Origin of the sequence: Hafnia paralvei, from assembly GCF_020150375.1 — a bacterium.
Lineage (GTDB): Bacteria > Pseudomonadota > Gammaproteobacteria > Enterobacterales > Enterobacteriaceae > Hafnia > Hafnia paralvei.
Window position 1 is genome coordinate 1,356,011 of sequence record NZ_CP083737.1, and the last position, 25,833, is coordinate 1,381,843.

General features: G+C 45.8%; 21 protein-coding genes and 1 pseudogene. 9 read left to right on the forward strand and 13 right to left on the reverse strand.

Features of this window, described 5'->3' with window-relative positions:
• Positions 1-104: 104 nt before the first annotated feature.
• Positions 105-1,340: pseudogene (locus K9N75_RS06395) on the reverse strand (amino acid permease); the annotation flags it as partial.
• A gap of 207 nt (positions 1,341-1,547) precedes the next feature.
• Entirely contained in the window at positions 1,548-2,741 is a 1,194-nt protein-coding gene (gene megL / locus K9N75_RS06400; RefSeq protein WP_224452380.1) for a methionine gamma-lyase, read from the reverse strand.
• 606 nt (positions 2,742-3,347) lie between these two features.
• Here megL and K9N75_RS06405 point away from each other — a divergent pair.
• On the forward strand, positions 3,348-5,600 hold the full coding sequence (locus K9N75_RS06405) for a TonB-dependent siderophore receptor (RefSeq protein WP_375374055.1): 2,253 nt from the start codon (positions 3,348-3,350) through the stop codon (positions 5,598-5,600).
• Between the two features lie 45 nt (positions 5,601-5,645).
• Here K9N75_RS06405 and K9N75_RS06410 read toward each other — a convergent pair whose 3' ends face one another.
• Positions 5,646-6,572 (reverse strand): alpha/beta hydrolase, encoded by a 927-nt coding sequence (locus K9N75_RS06410; protein WP_224452382.1) that lies wholly within the window; start codon positions 6,570-6,572, stop codon positions 5,646-5,648.
• A gap of 424 nt (positions 6,573-6,996) precedes the next feature.
• Here K9N75_RS06410 and K9N75_RS06415 point away from each other — a divergent pair, with 424 nt between their 5' ends.
• Positions 6,997-7,194: a hypothetical protein gene (locus K9N75_RS06415; protein ID WP_004096344.1), complete on the forward strand. Its 198-nt coding sequence runs from the start codon at positions 6,997-6,999 to the stop codon at positions 7,192-7,194.
• Positions 7,195-7,293: 99 nt separating this feature from the next.
• Here the strand turns inward: K9N75_RS06415 and K9N75_RS06420 are convergent, their stop codons facing one another.
• Together K9N75_RS06420 and K9N75_RS06425 are read right to left on the reverse strand one after the other, a co-directional pair.
• Positions 7,294-7,500 carry a hypothetical protein gene (locus tag K9N75_RS06420; protein ID WP_008812700.1) on the reverse strand — a complete coding sequence of 69 codons (207 nt, stop codon included), beginning with the start codon at positions 7,498-7,500 and terminating at the stop codon, positions 7,294-7,296.
• A 50-nt stretch (positions 7,501-7,550) separates the two neighbouring features.
• Positions 7,551-8,126 (reverse strand): TetR/AcrR family transcriptional regulator, encoded by a 576-nt coding sequence (locus K9N75_RS06425; protein ID WP_064574678.1) that lies wholly within the window; start codon positions 8,124-8,126, stop codon positions 7,551-7,553.
• A 178-nt stretch (positions 8,127-8,304) separates the two neighbouring features.
• On the opposite strand from K9N75_RS06425, the gene K9N75_RS06430 reads away from it, so the two are divergent.
• The 3 genes from K9N75_RS06430 (at position 8,305) to K9N75_RS06440 (ending at position 11,586) form a co-directional block, all read left to right on the forward strand.
• Positions 8,305-9,402, forward strand: coding sequence for an MBL fold metallo-hydrolase (locus tag K9N75_RS06430; RefSeq protein ID WP_008812702.1), 1,098 nt, complete (start codon positions 8,305-8,307; stop codon positions 9,400-9,402).
• A gap of 20 nt (positions 9,403-9,422) precedes the next feature.
• Positions 9,423-9,770, forward strand: coding sequence for a helix-turn-helix domain-containing protein (locus tag K9N75_RS06435; RefSeq protein ID WP_008812703.1), 348 nt, complete (start codon positions 9,423-9,425; stop codon positions 9,768-9,770).
• A gap of 358 nt (positions 9,771-10,128) precedes the next feature.
• Positions 10,129-11,586 (forward strand): EmmdR/YeeO family multidrug/toxin efflux MATE transporter, encoded by a 1,458-nt coding sequence (locus K9N75_RS06440; RefSeq protein WP_039187177.1) that lies wholly within the window; start codon positions 10,129-10,131, stop codon positions 11,584-11,586.
• A 63-nt stretch (positions 11,587-11,649) separates the two neighbouring features.
• Here the strand turns inward: K9N75_RS06440 and lldD are convergent, their stop codons facing one another.
• The 4 genes from lldD to K9N75_RS06460 all read right to left on the reverse strand — a co-directional run bounded on the left by lldD (position 11,650) and on the right by K9N75_RS06460 (position 16,479).
• On the reverse strand, positions 11,650-12,795 hold the full coding sequence (gene lldD, locus K9N75_RS06445; protein WP_008812705.1) for an FMN-dependent L-lactate dehydrogenase LldD: 1,146 nt from the start codon (positions 12,793-12,795) through the stop codon (positions 11,650-11,652).
• Positions 12,792-13,583: a transcriptional regulator LldR gene (gene lldR / locus K9N75_RS06450; RefSeq protein ID WP_008812706.1), complete on the reverse strand. Its 792-nt coding sequence runs from the start codon at positions 13,581-13,583 to the stop codon at positions 12,792-12,794. The genes lldD and lldR overlap by 4 nt, the downstream gene beginning before the upstream one ends.
• A complete protein-coding gene (gene lldP / locus K9N75_RS06455; protein ID WP_224452383.1) occupies positions 13,580-15,235 on the reverse strand; it encodes an L-lactate permease in 1,656 nt (551 codons plus the stop codon). Before lldP ends, lldR begins: the two co-directional genes overlap by 4 nt.
• Positions 15,236-15,585: 350 nt before the next feature.
• On the reverse strand, positions 15,586-16,479 hold the full coding sequence (locus tag K9N75_RS06460; protein ID WP_008812708.1) for a LysR family transcriptional regulator: 894 nt from the start codon (positions 16,477-16,479) through the stop codon (positions 15,586-15,588).
• A gap of 184 nt (positions 16,480-16,663) precedes the next feature.
• Between K9N75_RS06460 and K9N75_RS06465 the strand changes: the two genes are divergently transcribed.
• Entirely contained in the window at positions 16,664-17,059 is a 396-nt protein-coding gene (locus tag K9N75_RS06465) for a (R)-mandelonitrile lyase (protein ID WP_008812709.1), read from the forward strand.
• Between the two features lie 205 nt (positions 17,060-17,264).
• Positions 17,265-17,678 carry a hydroxyisourate hydrolase gene (uraH, locus tag K9N75_RS06470; protein ID WP_008812710.1) on the forward strand — a complete coding sequence of 138 codons (414 nt, stop codon included), beginning with the start codon at positions 17,265-17,267 and terminating at the stop codon, positions 17,676-17,678.
• Positions 17,679-17,748: 70 nt separating this feature from the next.
• On the opposite strand, the gene K9N75_RS06475 is transcribed toward uraH, so the two are convergent.
• Positions 17,749-18,363, reverse strand: a complete 615-nt coding sequence (locus K9N75_RS06475) for a TetR family transcriptional regulator (protein ID WP_096081101.1) — start codon at positions 18,361-18,363, stop codon at positions 17,749-17,751.
• A 598-nt stretch (positions 18,364-18,961) separates the two neighbouring features.
• Here K9N75_RS06475 and K9N75_RS06480 point away from each other — a divergent pair.
• Entirely contained in the window at positions 18,962-20,125 is a 1,164-nt protein-coding gene (locus tag K9N75_RS06480; protein WP_039187172.1) for an efflux RND transporter periplasmic adaptor subunit, read from the forward strand.
• A gap of 38 nt (positions 20,126-20,163) precedes the next feature.
• A complete protein-coding gene (locus K9N75_RS06485; RefSeq protein WP_064574671.1) occupies positions 20,164-23,286 on the forward strand; it encodes an efflux RND transporter permease subunit in 3,123 nt (1,040 codons plus the stop codon).
• A 237-nt stretch (positions 23,287-23,523) separates the two neighbouring features.
• Here the strand turns inward: K9N75_RS06485 and K9N75_RS06490 are convergent, their stop codons facing one another.
• The 3 genes from K9N75_RS06490 to fucO all read right to left on the reverse strand — a co-directional run bounded on the left by K9N75_RS06490 (position 23,524) and on the right by fucO (position 25,783).
• Entirely contained in the window at positions 23,524-24,129 is a 606-nt protein-coding gene (locus K9N75_RS06490) for a transglycosylase SLT domain-containing protein (RefSeq protein ID WP_008812714.1), read from the reverse strand.
• Between the two features lie 181 nt (positions 24,130-24,310).
• Positions 24,311-24,625, reverse strand: coding sequence for an L-rhamnose mutarotase (gene rhaM, locus K9N75_RS06495; RefSeq protein ID WP_039187168.1), 315 nt, complete (start codon positions 24,623-24,625; stop codon positions 24,311-24,313).
• 9 nt (positions 24,626-24,634) lie between these two features.
• Positions 24,635-25,783: a lactaldehyde reductase gene (gene fucO, locus K9N75_RS06500; RefSeq protein WP_130961976.1), complete on the reverse strand. Its 1,149-nt coding sequence runs from the start codon at positions 25,781-25,783 to the stop codon at positions 24,635-24,637.
• Positions 25,784-25,833: the final 50 nt, after the last annotated feature.

The following is a 25,833-nucleotide window of genomic DNA, read 5'->3' on the forward strand; positions in this document are numbered from 1 at the left end:
ATGGTATCAATGTTTTTAACTAGAGCAATTATAGATTGTCCAACAGGTGATTTACCCCCTGCCGGACATCACAGTATTGTGAGAATTTTTCTTGGCGGCAAAAACTACTCAAAGACCTTGAGGAAAGGGGATATCACCAGTAGTAAGCCAAATAAAAACACACACCATGTCTGTACCCCTTTGAATTGGTGAAGTTTTTTAACTCTATAAACGAGATAGCATGGGATTAGGCATGAGACAATCCCATACAATGGACTACCGATATGAAAGAAGATAACCACTGAGAAACCGAGAGAAACCCAGAGGAAAAGCAATAGAACGATGAACACATATACGCCAATACCGAGGGCGGTATGGTTGATCCTGCTTGCTGGGATAAAACGTTGAATAATATTGAGTAGAATACCTTTGACCGCTTCTTGGAAACCTAAATATATGCCAAAAAATGCAGTGAGCACTGCAAAGATATTTAGCAAGGTTGTCATAATATGAACGAGCGTGCCAGGGATAACTTTCGCCGCCATAGCGAGAGCAGAAATATTAAGATTGAATGCCTCTACCGCTTGCTCGTGGCTCATTGAGAAGGTAAAAGAAAATGAGAAAAATATAATAATACTTATTAAGATGATATAGGAAATACGATGAACGCGAATCGCTTTATAGGTTGCTAGATGCTTATCTTCTTCTCTTTTCCTATAAGCAATGTTCATTGGATTGAGTATTTGGACAAATACGGCAGAGAAAAAAGCAAACGGTATCGTTAATAAAACATCGCGTGAGAATACGCCAATGTCAGGAAATGCGGTGATATTCTTTAGATCCCAATGAGGGATCATGACGAGTCCAAGTAAGACGATAATACCCACTTTGACCACGACCATTGGGCCAGATATTTTAAAGAGTAGTCGCTCCCCTCTAGAGGCAATAAAAACTAAAACCATAAAGACGATCAATTTGTAAACAGCTGAGTCAGATAATAAGTGTTCTGTGACGCCAAATGTTTTTAGATAGGATGCGCTATCATAAATTACTGAAATAGAATAAATAAACATGCCATGGACAAGCATGACAAAGTAAATTATCCCGAGTGCGATGCCCCAGTTCTTCCCAAGATATTGAGTGATAATGTTAGAGTAGTCCTCGCATATGTCACTCTCAGATAGGGTTTTCATGTACAGATTTTGTAGCATATAGGTGGCAGGATAGGCGATTAAAAAAGAAACGATGAAAACCCAAATGCCTTTTAGTCCAATCTGCACGGGAACAAGTACCGTACCTGCTCCGATGGCCATACCAATACACAACAGTATCCAACCAGCATCATAGGCGGTTAGGGGAATATTATTATATTGCCGCTTTGTTTCACTTATGGAAGCAATAGTGGACATGAGTTACTCCTGTCTGAATAATCAATTAGAGTTAAAATAACAGCCGTTACCTATCTGTTTTATATGCTTGTATACGGCTGCATCCCCTCAAGCTTGCATTGCTGTTTCGTGCCTGCTTTTTATGCGGTTTCAGCAGCTGAGGGGACAAATTAATCAAAGCTAAAAAGCAGCCTTGTTAAAGGCTTGTTGAAGGTCGGCGATGATATCTTCAGGATCTTCAAGCCCTACAGATATTCTTATTAGCCCATCGGTAATGCCGGCTTTCATTCTTTCCTCTGGCAACATAGGGGAGTGTGTCATTGAAGCGGGATGCTGAATTAATGTCTCCGTGTCACCAAGGCTGACGGCCAGTAAACACAATTCAACAGAATCCATTACGGTTTGGCCTGCTTCCACTCCACCTTTAATTTCAAAACTGATTACAGCGCCAAAATTCGACATCTGCTTTTTGCCCAGCTCATAGTTTGGATGTTCTGGCAGGCCGGGATAATAAACCTTTGTGACTGCAGGATGCGAGGATAAAAATTTTGCAACCTGCATTGCGTTTTGACAATGTCGTTCCATACGCACGGCTAACGTCTTTAATCCACGCAAAGTGAGCCAGGCATTGAAAGGGCTGATACAGCCGCCGGTAATGTCTTTGACCCCAACAAATCGAGCCTGATTGATGAACTCTTGGCTGCCGACAATGACCCCGCCAATAACATCACCGTGGCCGTTTATATATTTGGTTACGCTGTGTACCACGATGTCTGCGCCAAACTTAAGTGGATTCTGGCAATAGGGCGACATAAAAGTGTTATCAACGACCAATAATGCATCATTGGTATGGGCTAGCTGAGCACAGGCGTCAATATCGATAATAGATAATGTGGGGTTTGCAGGCGTTTCAATATAAATAACTTTGGTGTTTGGTCTGATCGCATGCTTGATATTTTCGATATTCGTCGCGTTGACGAAGGTAACGTCAATACCAAATTTCGGCATGCTGTGTGATAGCAAAGCATGTGTGCAGCCATAGATAGCTTCAGAGGCGATGATGTGATCGCCCTGCCCACACAGGGTCAACAGCGTGGAAGAAATCGCAGCCATTCCTGATGCAGTCGCGAGAGCAGCTTCTCCGCCTTCTAGAATAGCTATTTTTTCTTCTAGTGCGGTTTGAGTCGGATTTCCAAGACGTGTGTAAATATAACCAGACTCTTCAAGTGCAAATCTGGCAGCACCCTGTTTGGCATTTTCAAAGACAAACGTAGAGGTTTGGAAAATAGGTGTCGCAAGAGCACCGGTGGTGGCGTCTGGATGTTGTCCTGCATGGATGATTTTAGTGTTATAGCCTTTATCGTCCAGTTTCATGCTTTGTTTCCTCATTAGTTTATGTATTTCCCCTAATCTAATAAGCAACCTTTGTACCAAAATGTATTGTATTGAAATATATTGTTTTTATTTTATTATGTTTATCTGTTGGCAATATTAAAGCCGGAAGTGGAAATAATGTTTACAGCATAATGTGATATTATTTTTTAATTGTATTAATAATATAAAAACATTAAAAAACTTGTTGTTTATTTAAAATTTTTTGTGGTGATGTTTAAAATAGACCATAAAATATATAACTCATTTTTTCGTATTCAATTCAGAGATCTACTTTTAAGTGCTACAGCTTTAGATAGAAATCATCACGCGAGATGATTTCCTCCAGTGAATCCGCCCCTTACGTTAAAAATCAGCCAATAATGCAGGCTTTATACCCATACGTTTTGTAGCGCAAACGCGTGTGTTGACTCTCGTCAAACAAATGCAAATGATACTAACTATCATTTGCATTTGTTTGCGTGAAGCTATATAAAAATGCCGACTTGTTAACAGTCATAAAAAAACAGCCAATGCAGCGATTTTCGTTAGCGAAGGCATTTTTATCTTGTCGCTTTGCTTTTCCGCAGGATTTGAAAGCAGGCGAATATGCTTATGGGGAAAGGAATGGAAAAATTTCAGTGGACTCGCCTGTGTGTGGCGACGTTGGTTGGGATCAGCGGTGCAGCATCAGCGGTAGATGATGCTTCAATTGAAAAAGATACAGAGGCTGACACCATTTTAGTCACGGCCAAGCAGCAGACTTTACAAGCGCTTGGCGTTTCGGTTATCAATGCCGAAGCCATTAAAGAGCGCCCACCTGCACGCGATATTTCGGAACTTATTCGCACCATGCCAGGTGTAAACCTGACCGGTAACTCAACCAGTGGACAGCGGGGCAATAACCGCCAGATCGATATTCGTGGTATGGGGCCTGAAAACACGTTAATTCTGGTTGATGGCTTGCCTGTATCCAGCCGTAACTCAGTGAGATTGGGCTGGCGCGGCGAGCGCGATACGCGAGGTGATACTGGCTGGGTTCCGCCTGAAATGATTGAGCGTATCGAAGTCATTCGCGGCCCCGCGGCTGCACGTTATGGCAATGGCGCTGCCGGTGGTGTGGTCAACATCATAACAAAGCGCCAGATGGAAACGCTGCACGGCACATTGAACGGCTACATGAACTTCCCACAGCACAAAGAGGAAGGCGCGACTAAACGTACCGATTTTAGCTTAGCAGGACCTTTAACCGATAACTTCAGCTTCCGTTTATTTGGTGGCTATAGCAAAACACAAGCCGATGGAAAATATCTAAACCAAGGACATCAATCTGAACGTACAGGAAGCTATAGCGACACAATCCCAGCAGGGCGTGAAGGTGATATTGATAAAGATATCAATGCAATGCTGCACTGGGATGTTATGGATGGGCAGTCACTAGAGTTTGAAACTGGCTATAGTCGCCAAGGAAACCTCTATGCCGGGGATACCCAAAATACGAATACGAGCAAGTTGGTTAAAGATATGTACGGTAAAGAAACCAACCGTATGTATCGTCAAACCTATGCGCTAACCCATCGTGGACTGTGGGATAACGGTGTATCGGCTATCAACTACGTTCAATATGAAAGAACGCGTAACTCCCGTATGAACGAAGGATTAGCAGGGGGAACTGAAGGGATTTTCGATTCCAGCAATCGAGGCTTTTCCACGACTCAATTGGATAGTTTGTTGCTGCATAGCGACGTCAGCATTCCATTCAATTTAGGCGTTAGCCAAACGGCGACAGTGGGTGCTGAATGGAACGAGCAAAAGATGAAAGATCCTTCATCTTTCACTCAAACGACGGCTGGCGGTTCTGTTCCTGGTATTGCTGATGCCAATCGTTCTCCCTACACTTCTGCGCAAATAACGTCTTTGTTTGCTGAAGACAATATTGAGCTAACCGATAGCACTATGCTCACTCCAGGGCTGCGTTTCGATTACCACAGCATTGTTGGCAATAACTGGAGTCCATCGCTGAATTTATCTCAGGAACTGGGTGATTATTTCACGATGAAGATGGGGATTGCGCGCGCTTATAAAGCACCAAGCCTCTATCAAACGAATCCAAACTATTTGCTTTATAGCCGCGGTCAAGGCTGTTATGCCAGCGCTGGAGCCTGTTATTTGCAGGGGAACAATGATTTAAAAGCTGAGAACAGCATAAATAAAGAAATTGGTATCGAGTTTCATAACGGCGACTATTTAGCGGGGGTGACTTACTTCCGTAATGATTATCGTAATAAAATTGAGGCGGGATACTCACCGATTGGAAAATCCTCAACCGGTGCAGCAGATATTTATCGTTGGGAAAACGTCCCTAAAGCCGTTGTTGAAGGACTTGAAGGTTCATTAAATATTCCAGTGAGTCAAACGGTGACATGGAATAACAATATGACCTATATGTTAAAAAGCGAAAACAAGAAGACAGGTGATTACCTCTCAATTATTCCTGAATATACGCTTAATTCATCATTGCGTTGGCAGGCTCGTGAGGATTGGTCAATGGAAACGACCATGACATGGTATGGCCGTCAGAAGCCGAAAAAATATAATTACAAAGGCGAAAAAGTGACGGGGTCTGAAAATAATGAAGTAAGCCCATACGCCGTCTTTGGTTTGAGCAGCACCTATACGGTTAATAAAAATCTCAGCCTAACCGGGGGTATTGAAAATATATTCGATAAACGCCAGTTCAGAGCAGGGAATGCACAGACAACAGGAAATGCAGTCACTCATTCCTATATGTATGGTGCGGGTGCTCAGACGTATAATGAGCCGGGAAGAACGTTTTATGTTAGTGTAAATACTTCTTTCTAATTCAATGAATTATGCGCCAAGGTAGTGTTACTTTGGCGCATTTTTTTATCGTGCGAAGTGTATTTTCAGCGCATCACTCAGAGCCATGCTGCTGACTGAAATATGTGATTGATGAGGATAGCATTGGAAGCTAACCTTCTCGCTGTAACCATCTATTTTCTTTAGTGTATCGTTAAGTGTTTTCACGCCGTCAACCATAGCTCTTTGTGCTCTATGTTGTTTGAGTATCGCTTGTTTTTCTTCTGGTAGTTTCTGTTCAAATGGTTGAAGAGTTTGCTCGTCACCACCGACCGATAGACGGATAATTCCTGATGGGCTTACCATTGGCCGCTTATTCACGAGAAATTGCTCGGCCTGTTGCTGTAAATAACGTTGATTCCACCAAACTGAAGGGCTTGATGCGAACCAATTAGTGAAGGACTGTGGATGCTTGGTAGCCATATCAATAGTAAACAATCCGCCATAGGAGTGACCAAATAGCCCTTGGCGTTGCTTATCAATAGGAAAACGCTGAGCGATATCCGGCTTCAACTCATCTTCTATAAAGGCAAAAAATAGATCTGATTGCCCTGCAGCGCCGGTAGGGTAGGTTCCTCCCTGTGGATTGTGCTCTTGTGCGATTTTCTGTACATGCGGACGATAATCACGATCCCGACGGCTTTTACCGTCATATCCAATAGCCACAATAACGCCTGGTTCTAACGCACAGCGAGCGCAGCTTTGCTGGGCGAGTAGTGAAGCCGCCTGGGCAAAATAGGTATCGCCATCCAAAATATACATGACCGGCCAGCCTTGCGCTGGTGGCTTGGTTTTTGGAACGTAAACCATGATTTTGTAGTCACCATTCTGTGGCGAATGAAATGTGAATATTTGTGTATCGGGAATTTGGTAGGGAGAGGATGCAGTATCTGGGTTAGCAGCAGAAATGAATGGAAGTAGGGCGACAATAATCCCCAATAAATAGCGCAACATCAGTAGTGATCTCCGGTTAGATGCGTGGTTGCATGGCCTTAAGCGTTGTTCGAACGTAGGCTGGCAGTGGTGGTCTACTGCCCGCAAGAATATGGAATGCATGCAAACTACCATAGCGGGCATGTGCCTTCAAATGAAAATCATTATCACTAATACGGCGATGATATTCGGCGATTACGGATGTGTTTTACAGCGGCAGACTAGGCTTAAAATCTGTGCTCTTACCAAATTGAGCTAACCAACCCCTATTTTAAATAGGAGTTTATAGATAGCTTATTTTTATATTAGTACCGCAATAAACTATTCTCTAACAATGTATTTTTCTGGAAGATGCCGGTGATTTGCTTTCAACGTTGAATTACGCAATAGTGAAGTGTTTTGGAGTTGACTCATTCATTGATTAGACGATAAATAAGGATGATTTATGTTAGAGAATTATTTCCCAGACAATGCTTCCAGTGAGCAGAAACAACGCGTGATTGCTGTTAATGCCGCGCTTGAATTAATCAAGGTAACGTTGGCTGATAGCAACGATGGAAATAGCGTTAGCCATCAGCTTCAAGCTGCCGAACGTCATATCGAATCTTTAGCTGACGCAATCCAGAAGGCAGTAAAAATTTAGTGGCTTCATCGATGTGAATAAAGAGAATTGCATCCTCCAGAATGTTTGGACATGTGAAGCTGAACATACTGGAGGAACAATAATAAATAAACAAAGCGTTTATTTATTATCTGTGCCGTTTTTCATATGGAATGATAGGCGGGCTTTGAAATAAGCCTTAATATTTTCTTCCATTGCATGGATCTTCTTATCAATACTTTGGCATAAAAATTCATCGCTATTCATTGCTCTAACTCTTTGTAGCGCTATCTCGTCGATCTCTTCTTTTTGTGTTTCGGTCAGTCCGAAGTCGTTTTGCTGTGTCATTGTTAGTGTGTCCTTATGGTGGGATTTAGCACTATTTTAACTGCGAAAAGTTAAACGTCAGCGTTCAGTGCGTGCCATATTGCTTGGAAACCAACCTCTTTGAAGGTTTTCGCTTTGCTAGGCTCTTTGATGGAGAACTCGATAGTGGTTTCTGCCAGAGAGAAAAAGAGTGCATCGCCAAAAGAGCTAAAGCCCGCATTCTGAAACTTATGGCACATACTTTTTCTCGATATTTCGTAAAGCTCAGGAAACATAATATTGACCTCGTCCTGAACCTCCTGGCTAATTTTATCGCTAACAATCAGGAGACGGATCGTCCGATTCGCGTCTGAGTTGTGCGCGCCCCAGTTGATATAGCTATTCCAAATATTTTGCATCTGTTGTTTAGGATCGCTGTCTACCACTAACTCATTCATGATTGCGCTGCATAGCGATTTTTTTAGGTGTAAGTAGAGCGCATTAAACAGGGCATCTTTGGTTGGAAAATAACGAAACAGTGTTCCTTCAGCCACTTCTGCTTTTTTAGCGATGATCGCTGTTGACGCGCTAATCCCTAGCTGTGCAATAGCATGAGTCGCTGCGGTAAGTAACGCCTGTTTTTTCTCTTCGCTCAAAGGTCGAGCCATGCTGAATACCCTCATTGTGTGTGATTAGGACAATTTTATTGTTGGTCATCCCTTCCCATGCTCATAGATATAATCTTATCAAAATGTAGTTGACGAAGTGGTTATTGTTTTTATAATGAGTGATTACTTACTCATTATCAAGTTAAGAGCTTCGCCATCAAGAAGCGAAGCATTATTCATGAAAATACTCATCACCTGCGTGGTACTTATGATTTTAGCTGCAGCCGGAGGCGTGATTTCCGCCTTAGTTCCTAGTATGGGTCGTTCACCAGATACTGAACAACGTCACAAATTTGCGAAATCACCGCAATATCGTGACGGAAAATTTCACAACGAGGCTCTAACGCCGATGGTCAGTGGATCGAAGGGGCGTATGGCTGTTATGTGGGATTTTTTATTCAAAAAAAGTCGCCTAGCCAAACCCGATCACGCCTTGCCTTATGTGAATACCGATCTGGTATCCATTGATACAGATAAAGATGTCATTGTCTGGTTGGGACACTCTTCGTGGTACTTGCAGCTTGATGGCAAACGGATCTTGATCGATCCTGTACTCAGCGATCATGCTGCGCCATTTTCTTTTATGAATAAATCGTTCATTGATGACTATCCGTGGCAGGCTCAGCGTATGCCCAAATTGGATTATGTGCTGATTTCACACGATCATTACGATCATCTCGACTATGAGACCATGCAGATTCTTCAATCACGCATTGGCCAGATTATTACTCCACTTGGTGTCGGAACCCATTTGTTACGGTGGGGATTTGTACCTGAACAGATTGTTGAAGCCGATTGGAATCAACAAGTGGTCCTCGATGAAACGCTGACGCTACATGTTTTACCGGCTCGCCATTTCTCCGGCAGGGGATTTGAAGGTAATCCTACGTTATGGGCCAGTTTCTTGCTGCAGTCGTCGCAACGTAGACTCTATTACAGTGGTGATAGCGGGTATGGAACGCATTTTAAAAAGATTGGTGATCGGTTTGGTCCTATTGATGTTGCCATCTTAGAAAATGGTCAGTACGACTCTGATTGGCAATATATTCATATGTTGCCAGAGGAGACGGCGCAGGCGGCGCTTGATTTAAACGCGGCGGCGGTCCTGCCTAGCCATGCCGGACGCTTCGTGATGGCGAAACATAGTTGGAACGAACCCTTTATACGGCTCGCGTTGACAAGCCGAGATAAGCCATACCGACTATTAACGCCAAAGCTGGGGGAAGTGGTTTGGGATGACGGGAAAACACAGCAATTTGATGTCTGGTGGAATTAAAGCTTGGAGCGGATATGCCAATGACGATCCCAGAGCAGGTGATTCAATCGTTAATCGTATGGATTGACGAAAACATTCATCGTCAGCTGCATATCGATGATATTGCAAAACATGCGGGTTATTCTAAGTGGCATTTACAACGTATTTTTGTTCACTATCGCGGCGAAACGTTGGCTCGTTATGTCCGCTCTCGGCGACTTGAAATCGTTGCGGAGGAATTGCTGTGCTCAGATGAGCGTGTCTTGGATATTTGTTTGAAATATGGCTTTGAGTCGCAGCAAACCTTTACACGAATTTTTACGCGCCATTTCAAACAGCCACCAAGCCTGTGGCGTAAAACTCATCAGCACGATGAGCTGGTAGGATGAATGTCGACATTGTGAATTTCCATATTACCTCTCTTCTTAGAAGCGGTTCATCTCTCTGAGCCGCCTAATCTCCTTAAACTCGCCGGATTTGTATTAATAATAAAAATGCATACCAGTAGGTATTAACTACTATGTCCGTTATAAAACCTTGTCCATGATAGCTTAAAGGCTTAGCACCTCTATGTTTATATTACAATGAGTTAGCTGATTTACTTCCTCTTGCAACCGGCCTATTACGTGATTAATGAGTTAAATTCTGTGATCGCAACAACAGTAAGATACAAAAAATACTTTGCAGAATAAGTATCTATAAATCATTATTTGAAACGTGGTTTCACTCCAATTCTGTAGGCTAATCTTGAACTTACATGCAGTACTGCGCCAGCGTGTGGCGAAAACACGTTGGTATGCCAAGCGAAAAAGTTACCGAGTTTTGTTCTGGCGGGAAATAACGCCGCTGGCTGTTCCTATCTTTATGGAAAATGCCTGTGTGCTGTTGATGGGGGTTCTCAGTACTTTTCTGGTGAGTTGGATTGGTAAAGAAGCGATGGCAGGAGTGGGGCTTGCCGATAGTTTCAACATGGTGATTATCTCGTTCTTTGCCGCCGTTGACCTCGGAACAACCGTGGTTGTTGCTTTTAGCTTGGGGACGCGTGATAGACGTAAGGCTCGTGCCGCAGCCAGGCAGTCACTGGTGTTGATGACGGTGGTGGCCCTGTTACTGGCCGCAGGGATCCACTTAGCGGGTGAGCAAATCATTGATGTGATTGCAGGCGATGCGACGTCTGAAGTCAAAGGTTTGGCGCTTTCGTATCTGCAAACGACGGTATGGAGCTATCCTGCCGCTGCTATTGCGCTGATCGGTAGCGGGGCGTTGCGCGGTGCGGGAAATACCAAAATTCCTCTATTAGTGAATGGCGGAATGAATATTCTGAATATCATGATCAGTAGCGTACTGATTTATGGCGCTCTCGGTTGGCATGGTCTTGGATTTATCGGCGCAGGCTTAGGGTTGACTATTTCCCGCTATATTGGCGCTGCCTGCATTATTTATGTGCTGTTAAAAGGTTTTAACCCCGCACTGCGTATTTCGATCAAAAGCTACTTTAAACCTCTGAAGCTGAATATTCTGTGGGAAGTGCTAGGGATTGGTATTCCTGCCAGCATTGAATCGGTGTTATTCACTGGGGGTAAGTTGCTGACGCAAATGTTTGTAGCAGGCATGGGAACGAACGTTATTGCCGGTAACTTTATTGCCTTCTCGGTAGCGGCATTGATAAACCTGCCCGGAAATGCGTTGGGATCGGCTTCAACTATTATCGTCGGGCGACGTTTGGGCAAAGGCCAAATTGGTCAAGCGGAAAGACAGTTGCGGTATGTCTTCTGGTTATCAACCGTTGTACTCACCTTAATTGCTTGGGGAACCGCGCCTTTTGCTGGTCTATTTGCCTCTTTTTACACGCGAGAACCCGATGTTATTGAAGTCGTGAAAATTCTGCTGTGGCTGAATGCGGCATTCATGCCGATATGGGCTGCGTCGTGGGTGCTGCCTGCTGGGCTGAAAGGTGCGCGCGATGTGCGTTTTGCCATGTGGATCTCCATGCTTGGCATGTGGGGGTGCCGCGTGGTAGCAGGTTATATATTAGGCATTGTACTGGGTATGGGCGTTGTTGGCGTATGGCTTGGTATGTTCTTTGACTGGGCGGTGCGCGGCGTATGTTTCTATTGGCGTATGGTCAGCGGCCGCTGGTTGTGGAAGTATCCGCGAGCGGTGCGTCCTGAGCTAACCGAAGTCGATGTGAGATCTGAAGGTTAATGTTTTTATGCCATCACCCAGCCTCTTCAAGAGGGCTGGGTGAATGCGTGAGATCCGTTTACATCAGCCTAATCCTTCCTGAACTAACGAGTCACGACTGATCTCAGCAATAGATTTCGCGCCGGTCAGCGTCATTGCTACACGCATCTCTTTTTCGATTAATCCCAATAGGTTCTCAACGCCGGCTTGTCCAGCAGTGGCTAGCGCATAGAGATAGGCACGTCCTAACAGAACGGAATCTGCACCGAGCGCAATCATACGCACTACGTCTAAGCCGCTGCGGATCCCACTGTCGGCTAGAATCTTTATATCGCCTTTAACTGCGTCGGCAATGGCGGGGAGTGCTCGAGCGGAAGACAGCACACCGTCTAGCTGACGACCACCGTGGTTTGACACCACAATACCATCGGCGCCGAAGCGAACAGCATCGCGCGCATCTTCGGGATCAAGAATGCCTTTAATAATCATCGGCCCATCCCAGAAATCACGTATCCACTCCAAATCGCTCCACGAAATAGAAGGATCGAAATTAGATGCAAGCCAGCCGATATAGTCTTCAAGACCAGTCGGTTTCCCCAGATAGGCAGAGATATTACCGAGATCGTGCGGACGACCATTTAAGCCCACGTCCCATGCCCATGCGGGATGAGTCATTGCCTGCAAGTAGCGACGCATGGCTGCATTAGGGCCGCTCATCCCTGAGTGAGCATCGCGGTAGCGCGCGCCAGGCGTGGGCATATCTACGGTAAAGACCAACGTGGAGCAGCCTGCCGCTTTAGCGCGTTCTAAAGCGTTACGCATAAAACCACGGTCTTTGAGAACATAGAGTTGAAACCACATAGGCCGCTTAATCGCCGGTGTGACTTCTTCAATTGGGCAAACCGAAACGGTCGAGAGCGTGAAAGGGATGCCTTTTTGTTCTGCGGCGCGCGCAGCTTGAACTTCGCCACGGCGTGCATACATACCACACAAGCCAACGGGACCTAGCGCCACCGGCATAGCCAGTTTTTCATTAAAAAGCTGGGTTTCGAGACTGAGCGCAGACATATTCTTGAGTACGCGCTGCCTTAACGCGACCTGCGCGAGATCTTCCACATTACGTCGCAATGTATGTTCGGCATAGGCTCCGCCGTCGATATAGTGAAACAGAAACGGTGGTAGTTTGCGTTGCGCCGCGGCGCGGTAGTCGGTTGCAGCTGAAATAATCATGGATTTCCTTCCCTTATTGCATTTGTTTCTTCATCTGGCAGGCGGGTTATTCGAGCCTGTCGGGCCTCATCTTCATGCAGATTTTTTATCGTGGAGTGAACGAAACCGAGATGTGCTTTTGCCGCTTTGCTGGCTCGATCCGGATCGCCGGCCAAAATGGCCTGAAGGAGTTCACGGTGTTGCTCGGTAAGACGAGCAAAAATGGTGGGGGCGGTGTACATACGCTGGCGACTGTGCATCACTGATGATTGCATCAAATCGAAGAATCCGCGCATGGTTTGCAGTAACACCACGTTGTGTGATGCCTCTGCAATAGCCAGATGAAAGCGAACATCGGCCTGTGCAGCCAAATCAGGGTTATCGCTTTCTTTAAGCATGAGCGTGGCATCGAAACAGTATTGAAGTTTTTCTTTATCAGCTTCGGTTGCGCGCATGGCTGCGTGCCATGCGGTGCTCGCTTCGATGGCATGACGTGCTTCAAGAATGTCGTAACGATAGTTGGGATCTTCTGCCACCAACGTTCTCAACGGCTCAACAATACGTTGCTCAGACCAAGGCTGAAGCTCGAAGCGCACGTATGTACCGCCGCCGCGACGGCTAATGAGCACATGTTCGCTAATCAGCTTTTGAATTGCTTCGCGTAGTGACGAACGGGAAACGCCCAACTCGGCTGCTAACTGCCTTTCGGCAGGCAACCGCATGCCTGCCTCCAGTTTTCGTTCATGAATAATCGCCTTAACACGCTCGACCAGATGGTCAGCAAGGCGAGGTTGATGCAGTGGTGTCATGGAATCATCCAAGTCAGCAGATAGGCCTGCAAGGTGGTGATAACCCCAACCATACAGGTGAATATCAGGCTGTGTTTAACGGTGAAACGGAACAGATCGGACTCTTTACCCACCAGTCCAACGGCTGCGCAGGCAATCGCAATAGACTGTGGTGAAATCATTTTGCCAGTTACACCACCGGTGGTATTGGCAGCAACAAGTAGAACGTCAGAGACGCCGATTTGCTGCGCTGTTGTCGCCTGAAGTGCGGCAAACAACGCGTTTGATGAAGTATCTGAACCGGTAAGGAATACCCCTAGCCAGCCAAGGAACGGCGAGAAGAAGGTAAACGCATCGCCGGTATGAGCCAGGGCCAACGCGAGCGTTGCCGAGAGGCCTGAATAGTTAGAGATAAAGGCAAAGGCCAGTACCATACCGATAGAGTAAATCGGTAGCGCCAGCTCTTTCATCGTAGAGAAAAATGTCTCAACCGCCGCCCGTGGTTTCATGCGTAGATAGATAACGGAAATCACCGCCGCTACGATAATGGCCGTGCCAGTAGCCGACAACCAGTCGAGTTTATAGACGGCTGCATACGGCATGCTTTCCGCCACCACCGGAGGCATTTTTGCCACCAGTTTATCAAGGAACGGGACTGAGAAATTAAAGCCCCAATCCTGCAATGCGCCGCCTTTGGCAAACAACGCTTTGAATGGCGGAATACTCCAGATGGTGACCGTGGCGGTGAGGAAAATGAACGGCATCCACGCGCGTATAACCTGTTTCAACGTATAATTTTGGCGCGCCAAAGTTTGGTCGGTTATCGAGGCGCCCACGTCGTTAAAGCGGAAGATGCGTTTAGGTTGCCAAACGCGAAGAAACAGCGTTAAGCAAACCAGTGACACCAGCGATGAAATAATATCTGGCAGCTCAGGGCCAATAAAGTTTGAACTCAGATACTGGGCTACGGCGAATGCTCCACCGGCGACGACTACGGCAGGCCACGTTTCTTTAATCCCGCGCCAGCCATCCATAATAGCCATGATCCAAAACAGTACGATGATAGTCAGAAACGGTAGCTGACGTCCGACCATCTGGCCAATCTCAAAGCTATCTAACCCAGTGACCTGACCCGCGACGATAATCGGGATCCCCATGGCACCAAATGCAACGGGGGCCGTGTTCACGATCAAGCACAGACCCGCGGCATACAAGGGATTGAACCCCAGACCGACGAGTAAAGCGGCGGTAATAGCGACCGGAGCCCCAAACCCTGCTGCGCCTTCTAGGAAGGCGCCAAAGCAAAAGCCGACGATCAGCATTTGTAGGCGTTGGTCAGGTGTGATGGAGAGTATCGAGGAGCGGATGATGTCGAACTGCCCCGTTTTTACCGAGATTTTATACACAAATACTGCGGCAATAATGATCCAAGCGATAGGCCAGAGGCCATAGAAAAAACCATATATGACGGATGCAAAAGCGCGATCGGCTGGCATTTTGTAGAAGAACAGAGCCACTAATAACGCAATGCCCACGGTGATGGTGGCAGCGATATACCCCTTTAGCTTGAGCTTTATCAACGCATAGAAGAAAAAGAGAATGGGCAGTGCAGCGATGAGACTAGACAGCCAGATATTCCCGATAGGGTCGTAAACTTGTTGCCAAACTTGCATGCAGGTATCTCCAGAGATCAGACACTTTATCGTCCCGCTCCATTGGTAGGACCAATGATGGCGGGTAACTTTTATGATGATTAATGGTTAACCTTTTGTTAAATGATCGCAACGATAGCATTTACTTTTTTTATTTTTCTGTACTGAATGCCACGTTTTTAAGTGGATTGGTACGACCAAAAGGGAGGCAGTTAAGGATGCTGCTGGTTATCGAAGAGGAAAAATAGACGGCATGAGGTTACATTCGAGAAGCCGAGGGTTGAGTTGACTGAATAAACCATTGTTCATGCCGGAAGTGCACCAATAACACAGTGGCTATAAGTTTGCTTCATCACTCCACTTATTGTGTGTTAGCGCTTGTAACGCAGAGCTTCGACAAACAGAGAAAAGGCTGTCGTATGCTGTTTGCGACTTGGGTAATAAAGATAGTAGCCAGGAAACGTGTTGCACCATTCTTTAAGAACTTGCACAAGTCGGCCATCGGCTAGCTCATTTTTAACCGAATCTTCAGGAACGTAGGCGATGCCAAAACCCAAATTGGCGGCATCAATACGTTGGCGCAGGCTATTAAAGATAAGCTGTCCATCGACCCTGACTCTCAATTCCTGCCCCTCTTTTTCAAACTCCCATGCATACAAACCGCCCATTGTTGGCAACCGCATATTGATACAGCGATGATTCTGCAAATCTTGAGGTGTCTCAGGCGTGCCATATTGTTCGAAGTAACTAGGTGAGCCGACCACTGCCATGCTCATATCTGGACCGATACGTACGGCAATCATGTCTTTCGCTACCTGTTCGCCGAGGCGAATGCCTGCATCAAAACGTCCGCTAACAATATCGGTTAACGTGTTATCAACGACGATCTCAACGTTAATATCAGGATAAGATGCGAGAAAAGGCTTTAATACCGGCCACAAAACTGAATCGACAGCGTGTTCACCCGCGGTAATCCGAATATTGCCGGCTGGGGTATCGCGCATGTCGCGAAGGGCGTCTAGCTCGCTTTCTATCTCAGCAAACCTTGGCTCAAGGCTTGTTGCTAACTTCTCGCCCGCTTCGGTTGGCGCAACACTGCGTGTTGTTCGGGTTAGCAGGCGTATATCGAGGCGTTCTTCTAATCCGCGAATGGAGTGGCTGAGTGCAGATTGTGACACGCCCAACTTAGCAGCCGCTTTAGTAAAACTACGCTCTCTGGCGACGACAAGAAAAGAGATCAAATCGTTGAAGTTTTCTTTAAGCATTTCCTGACCCGCATTTTAAAACATAGATCCCATTATAATCAGATTAATGAATTTATTTCATAGCTCCTTTCTTGTTTCTCTATCTAGTGACCTGCTGCAAATGGGGGTAACTTTTAGGCAATAAAACGAGATGTGCTCACTCCGGTTATGTTTGCCGAAGTCGAAGAGATCATAAGAGGAAAAAATGAAAATTATTCGTAACGCTTCACAGGCATCCGTGTCAGGTTCAGCAGACTATTTTACCGGAAATGTTCGTATTGATGGCATGTTCCAAGCTGAAGAACCCGCTCGTGTTGGCGGGGCAACGGTAACCTTTGAGCCTGGCGCTCGTACCGCTTGGCACACTCATCCATTGGGACAAACGCTGATCGTCACGCAAGGCCGTGGTTGGGTGCAGGAACTGGGGAAAGATGTTCAAGAGATCAATCCGGGCGATATCGTTTGGATTCCAGAGGGCGTCAAACATTGGCATGGCGCAACGGCTGAAACAGCAATGACACATATCGCTATTGCTGAATCCCTAAACGGAAGCGTCGTTGACTGGATGGAGCACGTTACAGACGAGCAGTATCGCAAATAATTGAGAGAAATACGGCTTAATATATTGAAAATAAAGTCGTTGTTATCTGGTCATTGAAATCATGCCTCGCCGGAGACACTGTCGCTGAGCGGGGCATTTTTATTCTGTTATCTGCTCAAACTTAAACTTTTTGTGATAAACCCAGATTGGCGATTTCACATGTTAGATTCAAATTCCTCAATAAATACAAAAGGGCTAACTTCTAATGAAATCGTTGAAAGTCTTACTTCTGGCCTCACTGATAAGTTTAACGGCTACGGCTGGGGCTGAGCAGATCAAAAATCCCCTTAGCGTACACATACTGAATCAACAGACAGGACTGCCATCCGCGGGTGTCACTGTAACGCTGGAGCATAAAGAAGGGGATAAATGGGTCAATTTATCTAGCGCTGTCACTGACGAAGATGGCCGGATTCCTGCACTATATCCGGCACATAAAACGATGGCGCTTGGCGACTATAAAGTGACGTTTAAAACGGGAGCATATTTTTCAGCGCTAAAACAGGACACTTTCTTTCCTGAAATACCCGTAGTCTTTCATGTCACAAAAATGAATCAGCATTTACATGTGCCGTTGTTGCTTAGCCAATATGGCTATTCAACTTATCGGGGTAGCTGATGTTGATTGTGAGTTTTATTTAATTATTAACTAGGTCGCGGCTCATCGCGGCCTTTTTTATGTAAATGAGTTACTGTATTTTTAATAATGTAATTAGGTTATCAACTAAGCCGGATGCGTTGCTGTTGAGATCGTAATTTTCAGAGCAGAGTAGCCAGTTCTCTATTAAACCACTCATATATGCCCTGATTATAATTACTGATTGTTCAATGTTTAATTTTGATGGTAATTGATTTAATGTAACACAACGTTTTAAATTATCAGATAAACGTTCCTCTTCGAAATAAACCATTCGTCTAATTTCACTACGAGAAGTCATTTCTTTTGTGAATTCACACTGGTGAAACATTATTTTCATTAATGATTTTTGTTGCGGATCGCTGACCGCTGCACGTAAAATATAGGTCAGCGTCTCTTGCAGCGCTTTTAATGGATTATCTTTGTTTTTACTGTGAATTTTTTCTGAAATATACAGAGAGTAGTGAGCAGATTGCTGCCATATTTCATTAAATAGCTCTTCTTTATTTTTAAAGTGCCAGTAAATGGCCCCTCGCGTTACGCCAGCGGCACTAGCAATATCGGCGAGCGATGTTGAGGAGAATCCCTGCGTTGAAAATTCACGAATTGCTACATTTATTATTCTCTGTCGAGTAATAAACGCATCTTCTTTAGTTTTACGTGCCATAGCGATACCAAATTTTCCAGACTATGATTTACAGAGGGTTGTGAAATTCTGTACGATGCATTTCTTATTTTATTCACTCTATGGCTATTTTGTCATTTGTTTCTCTCGTCGAAAGTTACACTGATGATGTGGTGATGATTTCCTCACAAAGAGTCTTATAAGCAAGAAGGTAGTAGCCTATTCCATTAAATAATTTCAATGAATTATTCAACATAATTGTATGTGTTTAATTTATCTGTAAGCGGTGGGCATAAAGACTACGTAAGTTTGATAATTAAATTTACATAACAAATGACAGGTTATTACTTTTTAACTGGATGTTGTGCGCTTTATCTTTAAGTATATCATCATGGTTTTAGTGCATCTGATTGGTTGTATTGGTTTATATAAAAAATATATGTATTTGAGTTTATGTGCCTCATGAATTTATCAATGACGTAGCTGTAGCTAAAGTCATTTTTATGTCATTCATTTTTTTTGATAGTCAGTTGGGTAATTAATAACCACAAAAGTGATTATGTGATGAATCATATTCTATTAAAGCATTCTCATTATTTATGTACGCCTGGCGTAGCTTCGAAATATTTAAGGAATAGCAATGAAGAAATACAGTGAGTTTATTCTCCTGCCCTCAGTCATCCTTCTTTCTGCCTGTTTCACTTTATCAGGATGTGATAGTGAGGACGTGAAAGCTCCGCTGCCACAACCGCAGGTAGGCGTTGTCACGCTTAAGGCTGAAGCTCTGCAGGTAACCACTGAATTACCAGGCCGTACTGATGCATATCGAGTTGCTGAGGTTCGTCCTCAGGTCGGCGGAATTATTCTGAAACGTAATTTCACGGAAGGTAGCGATATTCGCGGGGGGGAATCCCTGTATCAGATCGATCCTGCTCCTTATAAAGCAGCTTATGACAGTGCTCAGGGGGAATTAGCGAAGGCTGTTGCGGCGGCCAAGTTGGCACATTTAACCGTACAGCGCGATAAACCTCTATTAAGCGATCACTATGTTAGTCAGCAAGAATTTGATACTGCGATAGCGAATGCTCAGCAGGCTGATGCGGACGTGCAGGCAGCAAAAGCAAATGTCGAAACGGCGCGTATTAATTTGGCCTATACCAAGGTTTCATCACCGATTGATGGACGTATCGGACAATCCAATGTCACTGAAGGTGCATTGGTCACAACAGAGCAGGCGACAGCGTTGGCGACTGTGCAACAGTTAGACCCTATCTACGTCGATGTTACCCAGTCGAGCAATGATTTTATGCGCCTCAAACAAGCTGTGACTCAGGGAAGCTTGGAGAAAAGTGCTCAACAAGCTGAAGTGACGTTGGTTATGGAGAACGGACAGGCATATCCGTTAAAGGGCAAGCTGCAGTTCTCCGATGTCAGCGTAGATGAAAGCACCGGATCCATCACGATTCGCGCTCTATTCCCTAATCCTCAACACGACCTTCTACCGGGAATGTTTGTTCGTGCCCGTGTTGATGAAGGTATGCAAAAAGATGCCTTGCTGGTTCCCCAACAGGGGGTAACACGTAATCCGCGTGGTGAAGCGACAGTCATGTTAGTCAATGCTAAAAGTCAGGTCGAAGTACGTAATGTGACGGCCTCGCAGGCAATTGGCGATAAGTGGTTAGTCACCGAGGGATTACATAGCGGTGACCGCGTCATAGTGAGTGGACTGCAAAAAGTTCGTCCAGAAATGACGGTGAAAGTCGAAGAACAGAACCTACAGGCCAATGCGCCTCAGGGACAGTAATCGCTGTGGCGATGATTTATACAAGGTAAACCAAACTCATGGCTAAGTTTTTTATTGAGCGCCCGATCTTCGCCTGGGTACTTGCCATCATTCTGATGCTGGCGGGGGGATTGGCTATTCTGCGACTGCCTGTAGCCCAGTATCCAACGATTGCACCTCCTGCCATCGCGATCACAGCCACCTATCCAGGGGCTGATGCGCAAACGGTGCAAGATACGGTCACTCAGATTGTCGAACAGAATATGAACGGTATCGATAATCTGATGTACATGTCGTCCACGAGTGATTCTGCTGGTGGCGTGACGATTACATTGACCTTTAATTCTGGCACCGATCCAGACATCGCACAGGTACAGGTACAAAACAAACTACAGCTGGCAATGCCTTTGTTGCCACAGGAAGTTCAGCAGCAGGGGATTAGTGTTGAAAAGTCCAGCAGCAGCTTTTTGCTCGTTGCCGGTTTTATTTCCGATAACAAGAACCTGACGCAGGATGATATTTCCGACTATGTCGCATCAAATATCAAAGACCCTATCAGCCGTAGTAACGGTGTCGGGGATGTACAGCTATTTGGTGCGCAGTACGCGATGCGTATTTGGTTGAATTCCGATCAACTGAATAAGTATCAACTCACTCCAATTGATGTTATTAACCAGCTTAAAATTCAGAATGACCAGATTGCCGCAGGGCAATTAGGCGGAACGCCATCTGTGCATAATCAGCAACTGAATGCGTCAATTATTGCGCAGACACGTCTGAAAGACCCTGAGCAGTTTGGCCAAGTTTTGCTGAAAGTTAACCAAGATGGTTCGCAGGTTAGGCTAAAAGATGTGGCTCGTATTGAGTTAGGCGGTGAAAACTACAATATCGTCGCTAAAATCAATGGGCAACCGGCAGCAGGTTTAGGGATCAAATTAGCGACGGGGGCAAATGCTCTGGATACTGCGGCGGCTATCAAAGCTAAGCTGGCAGAGCTACAGCCTTATTTTCCACAGGGGATGAGGGTTGTTTATCCGTACGATACAACGCCGTTTGTTCAAATCTCTATTCACGAAGTTATCAAGACGCTGTTAGAAGCGATTATCCTCGTCTTTTTAGTCATGTATCTGTTCTTGCAAAATATTCGGGCGACGTTGATCCCAACGATTGCGGTTCCCGTTGTGTTGCTAGGAACGTTTGCGGTGCTTTCTGCGTTTGGTTATTCGATCAATACCCTCACCATGTTCGGAATGGTATTGGCGATAGGACTATTGGTCGACGATGCGATCGTCGTTGTTGAAAACGTCGAGCGTGTTATGGCGGAAGAACATCTATCGCCAAAAGAAGCCACCAAAAAGTCGATGGAACAAATACAGGGCGCATTGGTGGGTATTGCCATGGTGTTATCGGCCGTGTTTATCCCGATGGCTTTCTTTGGCGGTTCAACTGGTGCGATTTATCGCCAGTTCTCCATAACTATTGTGTCAGCCATGGCGTTGTCGGTATTGGTGGCATTGATCTTGACACCTGCGCTTTGCGCTACGATGCTCAAGCCGGTTTCTGCAGAAGGTCATGGCGAGAAAAAAGGCTTCTTTGGCTGGTTCAATCGGACGTTTGAGAAAAGTGCACATCACTATACGGATAGCGTCGGTGGGATTTTAAGAAGTACCGGTCGTTATTTAATTATCTATGTGTTGATAGTGATTGGTATGGGCGTGTTGTTCCTACGCCTTCCAACGTCGTTTTTACCCGAAGAAGATCAGGGCGTATTTATGACAATGGTACAGCTACCCGCGGGTGCAACTCAGTTGCGCACCCAGCAGGTGTTGGATCAGGTTACTCAATACTACCTGACAAAAGAGCATGCTAACGTTGAGTCAGTTTTCACTGTAAACGGCTTTAGCTTCAGCGGGCAAGGGCAAAACTCTGGGTTGGCATTTATCAGCCTGAAGCCTTGGGATCAACGCTCAGGCAAAGAAAACGGTGTGACAGCCATAGTCGGCCGCGCAATGAAGGCCTTCACGAAGATCAAAGATGGATTGGTCTTCCCATTCAACCTCCCTGCAATTATTGAATTGGGAACCGCAACCGGTTTTGACTTTGAACTTATCGATCAGGCTAACCTAGGTCATGAGAAATTGACTCAGGCACGTAATCAACTGCTCGGTATGGTGGCTGAACATCCTGAGGTCATGGTGCGAGTGCGTCCGAACGGTCTGGAAGATACACCTCAATACAAATTAGAGGTCGATCAGGAAAAAGCGCAGGCACTGGGGGTATCGCTGTCTGATATCAACCAGACTATCTCCATCGCTTTGGGGGGAAGCTACGTTAACGATTTTATTGATCATGGGCGCGTGAAGAAAGTCTATGCACAGGCTGATGCTCGTTTCCGTATGCTGCCAAGTGATATCAATAATTGGTATGTCCGCGGCGATAGCGGAAAGATGGTACCGTTCTCTGCATTTTCTACAGCGGGTTGGATTTCTGGATCGCCACGTTTAGAGCGCTATAACGGTTTACCTTCAATGGAAATTTTGGGGGAACCCACGCTAGGTAAGAGTACTGGTGATGCTATGCAGATGATGGAGCAACTGGTCGCTAAATTACCTGCTGGCATTGGCTATGACTGGACGGGAATGTCGTATCAAGAGCGTCTCTCGGGTAATCAGGCTCCCGCGTTGTATGCTATTTCTCTGGTTGTGGTATTCCTGTGCTTGGCTGCGCTCTATGAAAGTTGGTCTATCCCGTTCTCGGTCATGTTGGTTGTTCCACTCGGCGTTGTCGGGGCGCTCTTAGCGGCTGCGATACGGGGTATGAACAACGATGTTTATTTCCAAGTCGGTCTGTTAACCACCATTGGGCTTTCCGCTAAGAATGCGATATTAATCGTCGAATTTGCGAAAGATTTGATGGAGAAAGAAGGGAAAGGACTTATCGATGCGACATTAGATGCCGTGCGTATGCGTTTACGTCCTATTCTGATGACCTCACTGGCGTTTATTCTCGGTGTTTTACCGTTGGTCATTAGCTCCGGTGCGGGGTCTGGTGCTCAGAATGCTGTCGGCACTGGGGTAATGGGCGGAATGTTAACAGCGACGCTGCTGGCTATCTTTTTTGTACCCGTTTTCTTTGTGGTCGTGCGTCGTCGATTTTCTAAGGATGGAGCTCCTAGCAAATAAATAACGCGAGATCGTATAAAAAGGCCTGTGATGATGAGTCATAGGCCTTTTTACTGAGTCAAGGCTTACCGACAGGGGGAAAATCGGCAGACGGCTGAGGTCAAAAGGAAGAGCTGTTTGGATCATTGGGTAAGATAAGAATATGTTCGTCTATGATCGTGATTTTATTAAAGTACTGGTGCAGACCGACGAACGAAGCCTTGCATCACGATGCTATGTGCATCAGCGTTTGAAACCTTACAGGGTATTGTATACCTGTTCCACTTTTGCCATATATTTTGGCGCCTGGGCTGCGGGGTGATATTGGCGAACGTGCCAATGAAAGGCTTCCGGCGAGAGTTGATTGATCATTTTAATTGCCGTTTTTCGATTGCTCGAAAACGTGCGTAACAGTGCACCAGCGCCGTTTGCATAGGCAACTTCGGTGGCGTAGCGACGCGTCACAGGATCGTCGATCCAATTTAATTGCTGATATTGAATTGCGCCGATATAGGCAGCGCCTAGATCAATATTGGTTTCAGGATCGAGCAGATCGTCATCATCTGGACATCCGCTTTTACCTTTATAGCGATATGCATCGCAGCCGCCCGTTGAGGCTTTAAGCTGCATGAGGCCAATGGCATTGGATGGGCTGACTGCTTCAGGGTTGAAACTGGACTCCACCTGAATAATCGCCGCAATAAGCTTAGGATCGACTTTGTAGTCATCAGCGGCATCCTCAATAACATCATCGTAGGCATGAGCATCATACTTTTTATAACTATGTTTATGCGAGCAGCCCGCTAAGAAAAGTATGCACGCAATGACGGCAAGTCTGGCTGGGTGTTTGGGTAATGAAATCATTGTGAACACCAATTTATTCCTAATTAATTGATATAGGTAAGTAATTTGGCGACTGTTGCGAATGGCTTATCAAAGAAGATCAGACAGCATCCTGCGCCCGAAACCGACGCAGGAATCATATAGTTATCGAGCTTTTAGATCACCTGATGATTTGTATCTTTTAGCAAAAAACTCAACGGGCTCAGGCAAGATAAAAGACTTCTCTCAGATCGTCGCTGACCGGACTGCAATCAGGATTACTAGGCATCACATCGCCCATGTGTTTCCACCAACGCTGACAGACATCCGTTTCGGCAATGGCATTCCAGCGCGCTTCAGATTCAACTTCGACGAACCCAAATAGTAAATTGCGCTTTTCATCGAGAAAGATTGAATAGCGGTGTGCGCCATGTGCTTTGAGCTCAGCCTCCAGTTCGGGCCAAATTGGCGAATGGCGGCGTTGATACTCGGTATGTGCATCAGGGTTAACCTGCATGACGAAAGCTTTACGGATCATATCGGCTCCTTACAGCGCTTGGAGATAGAGTGCGCGTACCTGTTCGCGATCGGCACTGCGTGGATTACAAGGCGCGCAAGGATCGGCTAACGCTTTGTCTAACCAGCCTTCGATATCCGCTTCTTTGATGCCTAGCGTGTTAAATCCTGAAGGAATGCCTACGCGGGCGGAGAGCTGTCGAATCGCTTGAATTGCGCTTTGACTTGCTTGTTCTTCATTCATTGCGTCTGTATTGACGCCCATGGCTTGAGCGATGCGAGCAAAACGAGCAACCGCATTCGGACGATTAAATTCCTCAATAACGGGGAGTAAAATGGCATTACATACGCCGTGCGGCAGATTGTGAGTCGCGCCAGGCTGATGAGCTAACGCATGAACTAACCCCAAACCTGCACTGTTGAATGCCATACCTGCTAAATATTGGCCATAAGCCATCATTTCACGAGCTTGGAGATTCTGACCATTATCCACTGCTTGTGGCAGCCATTCGGTAATCATACGGATGGACTCAAGTGCGGAATGGTCGGTGAGCGGATGTGCACCAACGGAGACATAGGCTTCAATCGCGTGGGTCAGTGCATCCATACCGGTTGCGGCAGTGACTGACGCTGGGATATTAAGCATAACTGCAGGGTCATCGACGGCGATATCAGGAATGATATTGCTGTCGATAATGACTTCTTTCACCTGTCGCTGGCTATCGATAATCACGGCGTTGCTGGTAAGTTCTGCAGCGGTGCCCGCGGTGGTATTAATTGCGACGAGCGGTACACCTGGGTTCTTCACTTTCCCCACGCCGGAATATGCCGTGGAAGGTGACGGATTTGCGGTCAAAATTTTAATGGCTTTAGTCGTATCAATCGGGCTACCACCACCAAAGGCAATCAGATAATCGCACTGATTTTGTTGATAAGCTTTAAAGCCCGCCTGTACTAGTTCTTCGGTAGGGTTAGGATAAACATCTTTGAATAAAGCGTAGGAGAGGTGGTGCTGTTGCATGGCATCAAACAGGCCATCTAACAGTCCCATTTCAACTAATTGGCCATCTGTGACGATCAGGGCTTTTCCCCATTTTTTGTCGCTGAGTAGCTTAACCATATCGCTGATTGCGCCGTTTCCGTGCAAGCTAATTTTGGGTAATGCCAACATAAAGCTCATGATATTGCTCCTGAAAATGAAAAACCGTTATGATGCGCCTCCGAAAAGAG